11 protein-coding genes are annotated in these 13,615 nt (G+C 38.3%); 4 read left to right on the plus strand and 7 right to left on the minus strand.

Annotated features, from left to right (window positions below; genetic code table 11):
• Window positions 1-176 precede the first annotated feature (176 nt).
• Window positions 177-1,406 carry a DUF5677 domain-containing protein gene (locus OQ371_RS04865; RefSeq protein ID WP_265992659.1) on the plus strand — a complete coding sequence of 410 codons (1,230 nt, stop codon included), beginning with the start codon at window positions 177-179 and terminating at the stop codon, window positions 1,404-1,406.
• 3 nt (window positions 1,407-1,409) lie between these two features.
• Here OQ371_RS04865 and OQ371_RS04870 read toward each other — a convergent pair whose 3' ends face one another.
• The 5 genes from OQ371_RS04870 to OQ371_RS04890 all read right to left on the minus strand — a co-directional run bounded on the left by OQ371_RS04870 (window position 1,410) and on the right by OQ371_RS04890 (window position 6,331).
• Window positions 1,410-2,099 carry a hypothetical protein gene (locus OQ371_RS04870; protein ID WP_265992660.1) on the minus strand — a complete coding sequence of 230 codons (690 nt, stop codon included), beginning with the start codon at window positions 2,097-2,099 and terminating at the stop codon, window positions 1,410-1,412.
• Between the two features lie 248 nt (window positions 2,100-2,347).
• The gene (locus OQ371_RS04875) at window positions 2,348-2,611 is read right to left on the minus strand and encodes a hypothetical protein (RefSeq protein WP_265992661.1); all 264 of its coding nucleotides are present in this window, start codon (window positions 2,609-2,611) and stop codon (window positions 2,348-2,350) included.
• A gap of 94 nt (window positions 2,612-2,705) precedes the next feature.
• A complete protein-coding gene (locus OQ371_RS04880) occupies window positions 2,706-3,572 on the minus strand; it encodes a DUF8464 domain-containing protein (protein WP_265992662.1) in 867 nt (288 codons plus the stop codon).
• Window positions 3,573-3,812: 240 nt separating this feature from the next.
• Window positions 3,813-5,006 carry a VapE domain-containing protein gene (locus OQ371_RS04885; protein ID WP_265992663.1) on the minus strand — a complete coding sequence of 398 codons (1,194 nt, stop codon included), beginning with the start codon at window positions 5,004-5,006 and terminating at the stop codon, window positions 3,813-3,815.
• A gap of 68 nt (window positions 5,007-5,074) precedes the next feature.
• Window positions 5,075-6,331 (minus strand): site-specific integrase, encoded by a 1,257-nt coding sequence (locus OQ371_RS04890; protein WP_265992664.1) that lies wholly within the window; start codon window positions 6,329-6,331, stop codon window positions 5,075-5,077.
• A 430-nt stretch (window positions 6,332-6,761) separates the two neighbouring features.
• On the opposite strand from OQ371_RS04890, the gene OQ371_RS04895 reads away from it, so the two are divergent.
• From OQ371_RS04895 to OQ371_RS04905, 3 genes are all read left to right on the plus strand, one after another.
• Window positions 6,762-7,205, plus strand: a complete 444-nt coding sequence (locus tag OQ371_RS04895; protein ID WP_265992665.1) for a helix-turn-helix domain-containing protein — start codon at window positions 6,762-6,764, stop codon at window positions 7,203-7,205.
• Between the two features lie 221 nt (window positions 7,206-7,426).
• A complete protein-coding gene (locus OQ371_RS04900; protein ID WP_265992666.1) occupies window positions 7,427-9,580 on the plus strand; it encodes an AAA family ATPase in 2,154 nt (717 codons plus the stop codon).
• A complete protein-coding gene (locus tag OQ371_RS04905) occupies window positions 9,580-10,422 on the plus strand; it encodes a DUF3226 domain-containing protein (RefSeq protein WP_265992667.1) in 843 nt (280 codons plus the stop codon). The genes OQ371_RS04900 and OQ371_RS04905 overlap by 1 nt, the downstream gene beginning before the upstream one ends.
• A gap of 326 nt (window positions 10,423-10,748) precedes the next feature.
• On the opposite strand, the gene OQ371_RS04910 is transcribed toward OQ371_RS04905, so the two are convergent.
• On the minus strand, window positions 10,749-11,615 hold the full coding sequence (locus tag OQ371_RS04910; RefSeq protein ID WP_265992668.1) for a T9SS type B sorting domain-containing protein: 867 nt from the start codon (window positions 11,613-11,615) through the stop codon (window positions 10,749-10,751).
• A gap of 417 nt (window positions 11,616-12,032) precedes the next feature.
• Window positions 12,033-13,349 (minus strand): esterase-like activity of phytase family protein, encoded by a 1,317-nt coding sequence (locus tag OQ371_RS04915; protein WP_265992669.1) that lies wholly within the window; start codon window positions 13,347-13,349, stop codon window positions 12,033-12,035.
• Window positions 13,350-13,615: the final 266 nt, after the last annotated feature.

Here is a 13,615-nt window from a genome sequence, read left to right on the forward strand (position 1 = left end):
CTCATATCAGCCTATCGACGTAATAATATCAAAACTTAAATAGGGCATGAATATTAGGATGCAAGAAGTATTGCTTATATTATTAAAAAGCTTTACCATCACAAAGGATCATATATCAAAAAAACAAGTAGCATCAACATTTGAAGAATCTATTGATTTAAATATATCTTAGAAAAATGAATGCAATTCAAAAGATATTTGATTCAATTATTGAAGAAACAATCACATTAGAAAAACTTTCTGAAATATTTGTCAGAGAAAAATTAAAAAAGCTGAATATCACTTTAAGCGATGAAAAAATCAATGAATTACTTAACACTATTAAGAACGGTGAAGATAAAGAGCTCTTTATTAATCATACAATTAATGGTATCGAGCAAAGGATTAATTTACTTGATAATGAAGATGATACAGATGAAATTGTGATGCCAATTGTTGAAAATGCCATACTTAGAACAAGCGAATCGTTAAAAAGAAAGTACGTAAAAATACTCTTAAACCGTTTTGATAAAGAGGCCAGCTATAAACTGAAGAATTATTTGAATAGTAATATAGAATTCGAAACATATTTAAAAAGTATTTGGGGGGAAGCGATTGACCTTCTCGAGCTATTCATTAATGTTATTGTAGAGACAGGAGCGGCTTTTACAGAAGAATATGAGAAAAATACTGATATTGAGCAAGATTTTGTATATGAGGCAGCTGCTAGATTGCATGCCCGTTCCTGCCAGATTGCATACGAAATACTTACTTTAATTAAAGCAGGCTATGCTAATGGGGCTCATGCACGTTGGCGTTCTTTACATGAATTCTCTGTGATATTATTTTTCATTAAAGAGAAAGGTCAAGATGTTGCTGAACGCTTTTTAAAACATGTACACATAGAGAACTACAAAGCTGCTGAAGAACACCAGAAGAATTATATTAAATTAAATAAACTGCCAATTTCTGAGATAGACATGAATAAACTGAAAATAGATTATGAATCGTGCATTCAAAAGTATGGGCAGTCATTCAGTGGAGATTATGGTTGGGCGGTTTCGGCACTTAACGCTAAAAGACTCACTTTTAAAGATATTGAATCTCATGTTTCTTTATCACATTTGCGCCCTAATTATAAAAAAGCCAGTTCCAATGTACACGTTTCATCAAAAGGACTACTTTCAAAATTAAATTTAGAACCGGTAAGGAATAATCTACTTTCTGTTGGCCCAAGTATCTTTGGACTTGTTGAACCTTCTCATTCATTAGCAGTTTCACTTTCGCAGGTTACTACAGCATATTTACTCTTAAAGCCTAATATTGATCATTTAGCTATTTGTGAATTTATTTCTAAAATAGAAAAAGACATCAGAAAAAAACTTATAGCAGCTGAATGGAAATTAGTTGAATTCAACAAAACGTGATCTTTATTTTGGTTGAGTTAGCAAGGCCTTACTTCTCCCATTCTTATTTTTGATAAGCGTATCTTTATCTAAAGTTACAGGCAAAACTTTTGATGATTTATATATTTTGTAAATACTATCTAACTTCGATTCTAATTTAGTCACCACTTTTTCATTCTTTTCTCCCTTACTACTTATATAAAAAGAATAACCTAAGCTTATTGCTGAAACAACTAGTGAGAACAGGGAAATAGTTGAAGCGCGTATATTTGCTTTTTTCTCTTGAATTTCCAGCCTATCTTTTTCTTCTTGCCTTATTCTCTCCTTGAAATAATCAATTTGAATACCCTGAGACGCTAACTCAGCTCCTTTATTCGAAATTTGTATTTCGTACTTTACATTTTTCTGTTGATCATCAATTATGTGAAGTGATTGTTTATAAACCTTAATCAACTGCTCTTTTCTCAAAAATTCTATAGTTTTTCTAATCTCGTTTCTTTTCCATCCCAGTGTAGGGATATCAACAGAAGAGACTACAATTCTTCCATATATAGTTTGGCCACTAAAGCTTTTATGATGAGTTTTATAAGCTTTCCCAAGAACTTGGCTCATTCCAAATAATTCATTTTCTGTAAAGCTCTTTTCTCTCTTCCTGAATAACTTTTCGTATAACTTGGTTTTTCGCTTCATCAAAGTAACTTGTACTACTTTCATTTCAGTATTGGTTAAGGTGTATACTGCCATTTAATGAGTTTCTCAATTAATTTAGAACTTTCAATTATCAAAAAAACTTTTAATACAAAACTATAGAAAGAAGGTAGAAGGAAATTATGGTCTAATTAAACACAATATTGTTCATATTATGTTAATTATAATACGTCTAGCGAATAAGTCACCTTATCCCCTCACATTAAAATATTATTAATATCTGCATCTCACTTCAGCTTTTACTTAATTTAATTTTATATTGTCTTAATCGTAGCTTTTTTTCTTAATCTTAAGTGTGCCTTTTGGCAGCTTTGGCAGCAAAAAGATGCATCCACCCTTCTTGCTTCAAACTCATTTTCACAGTATAAGCATTTTTTTTTATAAAACATGCCGATTGTAACTTCTGTATAAATACCAAGCCTATAATCGCAACGGTCAATTTCTTTGTTTTTTTGAACAGAGCTGAAACCATAGTTTCGTAAACCATTTTTACCTTGTTCGATTTTTTCGTTTTTCATTTTGTGTACGCGTTAACGACTCGTTAGTGATTCGTAAATGGTGTGTCATATCGTCAAACTACTTCAAAAACTACCCCGAAATCTACCCTAAAAACTACTGCTGCATATAGTAAGTATTATAGTCTTTATAAGAAGCGTATAGATATGAGCAGTTGGTAACTGACAAGCCATACTGCTTTAGTTTCTCAAGTGCTTTCTTCCCGGCAGCGTCATTGTCGAAAAAGGCGTTCACACTTCGACATTGGTCAAGTGCTGGCAAAGTCTCTTTTAGCAAGGAAAGCGAATTCAGGATGATTGTTGAGTTGTTTAAACGGTTTGCGTTGTGATGTTGACAGCAGGACAGAAAATCAAAAACACCTTCGAACACATTAATAACTCCCGTTTGCTTACCTGGTAAGGTTGTAAACCATTTCGGAGAGGTAGCTCCCTTGAAGTATTGGCTTCTCAGTTCAAAACCTCCTTTGTCGTTTTGAAAGCCAAGCGCATAATAATGCTTATTGTCTACTGTATAGTGCACCTCCTGTAAATAATGACTGCCAACTTCGTACGAAATACGGCGACTAGTTAGATAGGCCAGCAATGCTCTGTTACGTAAGGACTGAATGCTTATTAACTCCACACTGTTCTTAGCTGCTTGATTAAGTTTTAAGCCGCTAAAAGAAAAAGGAACGGTTTCCTGGGAGCTTGTGAACTTTTGCAGCGTTCGGATAGCTTTTACAAACGAATAGCCATGTAAGTATTGTAGCAGTCGGATAATATCCCCTTTTTGCCCTTCTCCACTGAAATCATGGAAAACGTTTTTAACCGGGTCTACCAGAAAAGAAGGTGTCTTCTCTTCATGACAAGGTGAATAATAGACTAGCTGTTTTCCAGCTGTTTTTACTGGCATATGTCCTTTGCTTAACAAATAATCCGTAATGGCTATCTGTTTTATTCGTTCAAGTTCTTGTGATGCTATCATTGTTTTTTCTTTTAGCGGCTTAAATTCTTCTTACTCGTTTACTCAGTGCAATTTCCATCTTATTTTCAATTAGTTAGCTTCAAAATGTCGAGTAATGACTATTTGATGGCTACTCGCTTTTATGCTAATTTTCGAGCTTTCAGTAACTACGAGTAAATAATTATTTACTCAGTATTATACTTTATAAAATATTGATTTACAGAAGCATGTCAACTATCGAGTAATCGAGTAGGTAGTTTATTATTTCAGTCGAATGTAATACCCTTTCTCAGTGTATTTCTTTTGAGTGTTGTACGTTGAAACCTGGTTGAAGCCTAATATTTGAAGTGCTTTACCAATCTGATTCCGGTAAAGCTTTAAGGTGACTTTCGTGCGTAGATTTTCTTCAATGTCTGCTGCGGTATAGAACTCCGCCCCCTGCTCTCCTTTTTCCGCTGGTTCGTAAAACTTGCTAATCGTTTCCATTTCCGTTGTCGTTCGTAAGAACTTACGGTTGTAAAGTTCTAAGGTTTTGGTTTCGTCATTTGTCATATCCTGCTTAAATGCCGAATCCTTTAACAGGGCATATGCTTGGGACCAAACTAAATCAATATTGACTTGAGCCATATAGCCGTTTGAACCGCCATTATCATGCTGTATTTCCTTGACAATGAACGGTAACCAGCGTACGTTACCTGTCTCATCTGTGAGAAACTCAAACTGGTTTGTACTAGCTACAAAGCTAGCTCTTCTTTGAAAGGCCGTTTCCACATTTTGAAAGAGAGGACGGTACTTCACAATACTTTCTGATAGAACCGTTTTAAACTCGTTATTCAGCTCTTTCTTGTCAAAGGAAGCTAGTTCATCCAGGTTCACCATGAAGTTCTGCACCAGTGAAAATTTGCCTTCTTTGGAGCCAAAATCAAACCCTTTCTTCGCATAGTTTTTTAAAGCGTTGGGAATGAGAAAATCTAAAAACGTAGTTTTGCCATCATTCTGTTTGCCGACTAATGTTAAGCATTGTTTGTTAAAAGGTGCACCACCAATTGCCTGCCCTACACAACGCACTAGCCACTTTTTAAACATGGCTTTCCACCAGATACTATCCTCAGTTTTTACATAACTGGCTAATATGTCAATGTAGTCTGGCTGAGTCAAATTCCAGTTTGGCAAACTTTGAAAATACACCTCGAAGGGGTCATATCGTGGAATCGCTTTTGAACCGAACAAAGCTCGTAAGGCATCCTTGAACCCTTTTAAGCCACATTCATAAAGCTCCAATTCAACATCACATAAATTCACTAATTCCCATTCGGTGACTTTTTTTGGTTTTCGTTCTAACTGGTTTGAAACCACATCAACCCTATAATCATATTCAGCAAATAAATAATGACGGATTCGGTATATAATAGGCTGAATTTCAACCTTTTGTTTGCTATTTTGACTGAATTCCATAAATTTGTTCCATTAATTACCATAAGATTTATGTTGAAAGCCACTCCCTTCTAGGGAGTGGCTTTTTATTACATGGCTTTCCGGCCAATACCCTCATTCTCCTTCCGTTCCCGAAACTCCTGAATATGCCGAATAACCGCTTCCTCGGTTCGCTCCGTATAGTATTGCTCCGTTGTGCTGGTTTTTTTGTGGCCTAACATGGTTGCCACACTGGTCAAAGGGACACCATTAGCGATGTAATAAGAAGCGCAGGTTTTGCGAGCTACATGGGTTGTAAGCCGAACTGAAATAAGACAAGTGGCTTGAATCTCTTTTAGAATTCGGTTCATGACCTGATTGGCATAAACGGGCAGCAAACGGTTTCGCCGAAGACAATCTTCATGATTGGCATACTTCTTTAAAATTTGTAAAGCTTGCGGCACTACTGGAATGATACAATCATTGCCGTTCTTGCTCCGTTTAATCTTGATGAGCTGGTCACCATTCTCTAAGGTGAGAAGGTGAGTTGAGTTGAGTTTGCTTACATCAACATACGCTAGCCCCGTATAGCAGCAAAACAAAAACACGTCTCGAACGTAATTATATTCTTGGCTGAAGAACTGCGTTTCTTGTAGAAGGAGAATATCTTTTTCTTTGAGAGCTACAACCGCTTTCCGTTCTCGTTTAGGCCGAAAGAAAGCAAAAGGGTTTTTTTCAAGCCACTCATTAGCAATCGCATAATTTAGCGTTCGTTTTAAGAATTCAGCGTGTAAAACGGCGTGATTGTGTCCATGTCCGAAAGTCTTCTTACAAAAGGTGACAATTGAGTATGCGTCAATTGGCTTAAGGTCTGAAAGCTTCAAATACGGATTTTGACGAGATGTAAGAATGTACTGCTTAATGCGCTCAACCAAATATCGCTTTTTTTCAACCGTCTTGCGTTCAAAATCAATACCTAACAGTGCTTCAAATTCATCTTTATAGAATTTATCCAAGCACTCAATTACAGTGGGTTTATTGGGCTCTATACTTGATTTGTCTACCACTACCTTCTTAAGCTCTCTTAAGTCGGGAGTCCGTTTGGTCAGTAAAAAGTCCGTAAATGCACGCTGAAAGTCTGATTTTAACGCTTGCAAATAAGCCGTTGCCGATTCATCATTCAAAACCGTAAACGTTTTTGTATCAAGCTGTCTCGGACTACAAGTAACACCTGTACTAAAAGCCAAGTTACGACCATTGTAATGAAGCTTTAGGTAAATAGTCAAACCGCGTTGATAGAGTTGAACTGTTAAACGCTTCATTCGAACTTTTTCAGTGGCATCAGGTAAATGCTTTATCTTTGCCATAATCAATCAATGTTTCAATGGATGTTGGTTGAAAAATGAAGCCCGTACTCGTTGGCAGACGATTACGGGCATTTTGTTTACAGAAGACTTTCCAAGGGTACCTCAAAAAAATTAGCCAGATTACGAGCTTCAAAGCCAAAAATTGGCTTCTCCCCTCTTACCAACTGTCCAAATCTTTTTTGATTAATCCCTACAGAATCATAGAATCGACGATCTGGTTTAAATTTGCCTTTGATAGAGTCTTCGTACCTAGTCAAGGCTCTAGAAACAGATGTTTGCTTATTTGTTTTCATTATCATCTTTTTTTGATGACAATATTAGGTATAAACTTTAACAATTATCAAAAAATGATAACAAAATTATTATCATTTTTTGATAATTGCTTGACAATCAGAATATATCTATCATTGCATATTATCAATTTTTGACTATGAATATAGCGGAAAATATAAAAGCTATACGCGAGAGTAAGGGCATCAAGCAGAGCGAATTGGCACGAGCCTTGGGTGTAGAACCGACAAATTATCCTCGAATTGAAAAGAGAGATAAGCGTCTTACCATTGAAATGTTAGAGAAAATTGCCAAAGCTCTTGGAGTATCAGTGTATGAATTATTGGACAACAACTCAAACCAAGATATTGTCAGATTACAAGAGTTAGAAAATAAGGTACTGAGGCTAAGAACCGCCAACAAGGTCCTAAGGAAGAAAAATGACTTACTTTATAAATTGATGTCCTTGTTCCACCGTCAATCAAACCTTTTTATTGATGAGTACAACAAGAGAATTGACGAAGATGATGATTATATGGACTATGAAGAAATAAAAAGACAGGCGAAAGAGTTAGGGCTAGACATAGAAGAGGATGAGGTATGACAAGTATTGGCTTATTGCACATTAATTGAGATAAATAGAGCTTATGTTTGCGATTGGCAACTATAAAAAATATATTGAAATACTAAAGCAAAGCTTAAAACATCGTAAGGAGCTAAAATAATTATTTACCTCTTGCATAATATCAAAACATGAGTGATTATGCTTGGAAATGAATAACATGATTGTAAGCTTAATTAAAAACTTTACTATTAACTCGTAAAATGATGGATTTAGGGAGTAAGGAAGAAGAGAGAAAGACGGTCAGCTTGCATAGATTGTACTTGGACCCTAATAACTTTAGGTTTATTGATAAGGCTGATTATGTCAAGGTATCAGATGAAAAAATTAAAGATGCGCAAATACAAAAGCGGACTAGAAGATTTATTTCAGGCACAAATAATGAAGAAATAGATGACTTGATCCGAAGCTATAAAACGAATGGCTACCTACCTGTTGATCAAATCCAAGCAAGGCCGTTAGATGATTCTTCTTATCTAGTAATTGAAGGCAATAGACGAATAACAGCTCTGAAGTATTTAGAAGAGAGATTTGAAGCAGGAGATGATATAGGAAACTTAAATCCATCGATATTTGCAAAGGTACCAATTATAATTACTAGAGGGGTTGATGAAAGCCATTACAAAATACTTATGGGGCTAAAGCACATAAGTGGAAATAAAAAGTGGCCATCAATTAATCAAGCTCAGCTTCTTAGGACTCTTTTGAATGAGGGTATGACAAAGCAAGAGATTAAAGATGCTCTTGGTATTTCTACGGTCACTCTTAACAGATATTTAAAATCTTTAGCCTTAGTAGACCAATATAAAGACAGCGAACTCGGTGATCAGTTCAGATCAGAAAAATTTAATATATTTTCAGAGGTCATTAAACAACCTAAAATAATGTTCTGGCTAGGGTGGGACGACTACGAAGCTAAAGCCAAGAATGTTTTTAACCTTAACAGGTTTTTTTCGTGGATATCAAGTGAAGACGATTTGCAGTTAGACGGAGATGACGATGTTGTTAAAACTCTTGAACCAATAATAAATCGCGGAGATGATATAAGAGAACTGGCACAATTGATTAGTGATGAAAAGTTGCTAGAAAAGATGGAATTATCACGATCAATATCGCAAGCTTATTTAGCAAGTGATAAGATAAGCAGTGATAAGTTTTCAAACAGTCTAGAAATAATTGAAAAACAACTTGGCGATGCGTTTAACTTTGTTAATTATGCTAACGACGAAAGTAAAGAAAAACTAAAGTCAATTAGAAGAAAGTTTGAGGGTTTATTAACTACTCAAGGTTCTTCAGAAGTACTTGTCAATAGAGATATAAAAAGGGATATCTTTATAAGATACACTGATTCACATTTCTCATCTATCAATGTAGAAAATTACAAAAGGTTAAAAACATTGTCTTTAAATAACTTAAATAGGATAAACCTTATTGGAGGGGATAACAACTCAGGAAAATCTTCATTACTTGAAGCGGTTTACCTTTTATGTATATTAAATGATATATTTTCTTTTACTGAGATTTTCAGGAGAAGAGGCAAATTCTTTAATGATTTGCCCTCATTGTGGCTAGCAAAACAGATTTCAGGAAAAAAATCAGTGAGTGGGGTGTTTGATGGAAAATCAGTGAGTAGCAGTTTCAATACTAGCAATGAAAATGATGACTTTGATAAGTCATCTTATTTAACATCAATATATTTGGAATCGTTTATTGGCAATGCAAGATTTGATAGTAGATTGCGATTATTTGAAAATAAAGATAGCCAAGCTTTCTTTCCACAAATACTAAATTTATGCAACGTTAAGTATTCGAGCCCTTTTTCTATTCATAATAGAGAAGACCTGATCGCTAGTCATGAAAGAAGTATCGAAACAAAAGCTATTGATAAAATACTAGACTTCATCAAAAACAAGATTGATAAAGATATTCAAAATATAGAACTAACAGGTGAGGGTGATACACAAAGGTTTTTAGTTTCCCATAAGCATTTTAAGGAGGCAATTGATATTACTCAGTTTGGTGATGGGTTACAACGGGTGTTTCATATTGCATTGCTATTTGCCTCTGCCCAAAATGGGATATTACTTATTGATGAAATAGAAAATGCGATACATCACGATCTTTACATAGAATTTACTCGCTTCATTGAAGAAATGGCCAGTGATTTTAACGTTCAACTCTTCATCACATCTCACAGCAAAGAATGCATAAATTCTTTCTTCATAAATGGTAATACTAACAATAATATCTCTGCTTATCGTCTTATAGAGCAAGATGGAAACTTAGTTTGCCTTTATACAGAAGGATCTCGTTTCGGAAGATTAATTGAAAACTTTGATGCAGATTTGAGAGGCTGATGAAAATACTTATAATTCTTTGTGAAGGCCCTCACGACGTTGCCTTCATATATAAAGTTTCACGCTTGGCACTAAACGCTCAAGATATAACAGGGACTAAATTAAAAGATTTTCCGTCTCCTTTAGGCTCTCATTTTGTTAGACTACTTCAAAATTACAGATATGAAGATTCACAATTAACAGGTAGACCAGAAATACCTACTACTCTTTCTTTGACTCCACATGAAGATCAAGAAATTGTATATTTGCTTATTTATCCAATGGGAGGGGATTCAAAAATTGAAAGCTGGAAGGATCAAATTCAAAAATTTCAGGACATAGCTATAAATGACTTACCAGAAATGAAAGCAGAAATCTCCATTGGATTGATATTCGATGCAGACGATGGATTAGCGGATAGGGTTAAAAAGTGTCATGATAACTTTAACGATATTTTACCAGAAATTACGGGTTTAAATGCAACGGAACAACATATATGCTTAACGAAATCCTTTAAATCCCTGGGACTACATTTGTTTTGTAATGATGAAGGGACTGGTAATTTAGAGGAAATTCTTATACCCTTAATGAAGCTAGGTAATGAACAGATATTTAATGAAGCTCTTGAATATTTAAACAGGAACAAAGACAACAAAAGACCAACAGAAAAAAAATTCAAATCAAATTATGACGAAAATAAGTCATTGCTAGGAGTCGTAGGACAGTTACAATGTTCAGGGGTAGCAAACAACAGTATAATTAAGCAATCTGATTATATTACAAATGACAAATTAAGTGTTAGTGAAAAAGCAAGTGAACTTGTATCATTTTTAAAAAGCTTAATAAACAGCTTGTACGAATGAAAAAATTTATTTTCTTATTTACATACTAACATGAAAAATAGTAGCATTTAAAAGCCTGATTTATAGGACATTAATATACTCAGTCGATATACAATTAAGAGCAATCACAGGGCTCCTTAACTCACCTTTATATAAACTGCTGAAAATCAATACAATACACGACCCATTAACCCCAGCTTCGGGAGCAAAAAGCCTCAAATCGCAAGATTTGGGGCTTTCTTATTTTATTCCATCCGGCTAGGCTCAATCGTAGTTTATCCCAAACGCAAAAAGCCGACCGGGAATCCCAATCGGCTTTCCAATTTATTGCGAGATGTAAAAAGGTATTACCGGGAGAGTGTCAGCGCACGGGTAAATTTCCGTCCATCGCTGAGCTGAATGCTGTAGAAGTACGTTCCGACGGGTAAGAGTTTGCCCCCATTACGTCCATCCCAATCATTTTGGTATTCTTTGGACTCATAAATCACCGTACCGTTGCGGTCAAAAATGGTCACCTCGGCCTTGAGTTGGCCTAAATTTCGGATGACAAACTGATCATTTTTACCATCACCATTGGGCGAAAAGCCCTCCGGAATAGCCACCTCACCCGACGATTCGGTGCTGGTCCCCGAACATAAATTGGCCATGGATGCGATGCTGATGTTTTCAAATACACCGCCCGCTTTAGCCACATACGAATCGTAATCAAATCCGGATCCATTTTCTTTCAAAACCACCTCACTCAGCCCCGTGACTGGGAACGACTGATCATTATGCCATTCAAGGTTCATACCGCTCTTTTCCGTCAGGCTGACTACATCAAACTGGAGCGTAGCAACAGGCATCCAGTTGGTTGTTACCAACGTAGCCCCCTGCTCTGAACCGCTGTACAGAACGTTCAACGAAACGATGCCTTTGGTGCTGCGCTCCACCGAACCGTTAAGCGACAACGGGCTATAATTCAGATTGCCGGTTACTCCCTGACTGGTAAAGTTCTGCTCCTCAACGATAACCGGACTTTTCACCAGCCGGGTGTCGTAAGAAAAGCGTAGATTGGCGTTCCCCATCAGAAAAGAACTGCTCTCATCGTGCGCTTTCAGTTCAACCGCTACGAACAGTTTCTGATTGGCACAGTCAGCCTTTTTAAGTTGAAGTCGAACATCGAACCGACCATTTTGTGCATTCGCTAGCAGCGACGAGCAGACTGCCAACATGAAAAAGACCCGTTTCATACTTATTTCTTTATGTTCTCTTTTATACGAAATCGCATCAGACAAACCCTTATTTTGAACGAGCTTCATGCTCAGAATATCAAACCGAACGCAAAAAGCACCAAGCCAATTTGTTCCGGTCCACCCCCCGTAGGTAGTAAAACCGGAAGAAAAACCCGTAAAACACTTACTTGCCTAAACCTCCAAAATGGCAACGCAGAATTTCTTGTTCGCTTATCTAGACTTGAAATGGGTAGGTTGGTCACATTGTACAGCACCTAGCGTTACTTCCTACTCTGACACCTTCTTTCTTTCCAACTTCCCAAGACAGGATACTTGGGCAAAAGTTCAGAAAACAAAAAAAGGCTGGGAACCAGCCTTTTTTCATAGATTCACAAGTACTTCCTGAAGAATAGCCATTTATTTTAGCGGAACTTTCGGATTAATAAAGTAAATCCGGTTGCGATCAACGGTGCCGGTTGCGGGTAGAATCTTGTTCATGAAGCTATTCAGACCATTATCGACCACCCCGAAATCATCGTCGTTGGCAATCGCCAGACGGTTTCCGCCGAGCAGGGCAATGCCTTCTGCCTTGTCGTGCGGATAGATGGGTGAAATTTCCGTCAGCAAATCAAACACCAGCGTTTTGGCAACCGGCACAATACCGGCGCTTTCCAGGCCAGCCTTGTTCTTCAACTGCTCAACCGTCTGGCCGTTGTAAAGTTTACCGGTTTGGCCATTCGTCGGATCGGAAATATCGGTCGCGCCCGTCAAATCAAACTTGTAAACACGCTTGAAGGCAGCGGGTTTCGAGGCATTACCGCCGTAATCGCCATCGCGTTCCAGCGCCAGGAACGTTGTATTGGTGATAGCCGCAATTTCACTGCAACCGGTCAGGCTGGCATTTTCCATCAGGTAGACAAACTGCCTGGTGACCCCCGTCGCAATATTAAAAGTGAGCACCCGAAGCACCATCGAGCCGGATACGGCGGCCGATGAAGGGTTGTACAACGGCGACTGCATCAGCCCCACCAGCGTTTTACCGTCCGGCGTAATCGTCAGCCCTTCCATGCCCCGGTTGGGCCAGCGTTTGGCCAGAACGCTCGGCAGGGTGCGTCCCCCCGTACCGCTGCCGAAGGGATTGATCCGCTCCAGGGTTTTGCCGGTCGCGTCAAAGTGTACAATGTGCGGACCGTATTCGTCGCTCACCCAGAATGAGCCGTCGCTGGATCGCACCAGCCCCTCCGAATCAATACCGTCGGCGTCCGGGGTAATGGGTTGCCCGTTGAGGTCAAGGGCTATTTCGCCCGTATTCCCCTGCCCCACCGGATTGGGCAAACCCGTCAGCAACTTCCCGGCGGCATTCTTGAGCAGGATGGTTTGCTCCAGCACCAGTTCGTTGTTAACAAGCCGGAACTTACCAATCTGCGGAGTGAAGTCGGCCTTGCCAAAGATGATGGTATTGGCGGCTGAGCCGGCTGCGTTCGGCCCCCGGTCGGTCAACAGATAAAAGACGTTTGGATCATTGGGATCGGCGGCCACGGCAGACCCAAACCCGCCGTTGTAAAGAACCGTGCCATTCGCGGCTGTCGACAGGATGGCGGGATGAGTGGCTTCCGCGAAAAGCGGATAGTCCGCCGGTATCTGGTGATCCTGCAGGCTACAGGCCGCTACGAGAAACAAGCCAGCAACCACACTGAACGACGATTGGAAAAAAGAGGATAACGGTGTTTTCATGAAAACGGAATGCCAGGTAGATAATTAGGCAAACCTACGCTCGCTATGTTATCCTTGTGTAATGGCCTACCCCGTTGGTGTTAATTTACCGTGAAATTAACGCCGTCGTTGGCAGCGCCTTCACTCCGTCCGGCGCGTTTCGGACTTTACTGTTCTGTTAAGTTTTGGCCGCCCGATTTCTCCCAGCCTTCATTTTTCGGTAATCGTTGAGTAACAGCCCGTCGGCTTCTTTGCAGTATCGTTTATTCCCTCACATAGCTACTTAT

This window comes from Larkinella insperata (genome assembly GCF_026248825.1).
Taxonomy (GTDB): domain Bacteria; phylum Bacteroidota; class Bacteroidia; order Cytophagales; family Spirosomataceae; genus Larkinella; species Larkinella insperata.

Excerpts from the sequence above, each read along its gene's own strand:
- OQ371_RS04865 (WP_265992659.1), top strand. The coding sequence starts at position 177 with ATGAATGCAATTCAAAAGATATTTGATTCAATTATTGAAGAAACAATC.
- OQ371_RS04870 (WP_265992660.1), bottom strand. The coding sequence starts at position 2,099 with ATGAAAGTAGTACAAGTTACTTTGATGAAGCGAAAAACCAAGTTATAC.
- OQ371_RS04875 (WP_265992661.1), bottom strand. The coding sequence starts at position 2,611 with ATGAAAAACGAAAAAATCGAACAAGGTAAAAATGGTTTACGAAACTAT.
- OQ371_RS04880 (WP_265992662.1), bottom strand. The coding sequence starts at position 3,572 with ATGATAGCATCACAAGAACTTGAACGAATAAAACAGATAGCCATTACG.
- OQ371_RS04885 (WP_265992663.1), bottom strand. The coding sequence starts at position 5,006 with ATGGAATTCAGTCAAAATAGCAAACAAAAGGTTGAAATTCAGCCTATT.
- OQ371_RS04890 (WP_265992664.1), bottom strand. The coding sequence starts at position 6,331 with ATGGCAAAGATAAAGCATTTACCTGATGCCACTGAAAAAGTTCGAATG.
- OQ371_RS04895 (WP_265992665.1), top strand. The coding sequence starts at position 6,762 with ATGAATATAGCGGAAAATATAAAAGCTATACGCGAGAGTAAGGGCATC.
- OQ371_RS04900 (WP_265992666.1), top strand. The coding sequence starts at position 7,427 with ATGATGGATTTAGGGAGTAAGGAAGAAGAGAGAAAGACGGTCAGCTTG.
- OQ371_RS04905 (WP_265992667.1), top strand. The coding sequence starts at position 9,580 with ATGAAAATACTTATAATTCTTTGTGAAGGCCCTCACGACGTTGCCTTC.
- OQ371_RS04910 (WP_265992668.1), bottom strand. The coding sequence starts at position 11,615 with ATGTTGGCAGTCTGCTCGTCGCTGCTAGCGAATGCACAAAATGGTCGG.
- OQ371_RS04915 (WP_265992669.1), bottom strand. The coding sequence starts at position 13,349 with ATGAAAACACCGTTATCCTCTTTTTTCCAATCGTCGTTCAGTGTGGTT.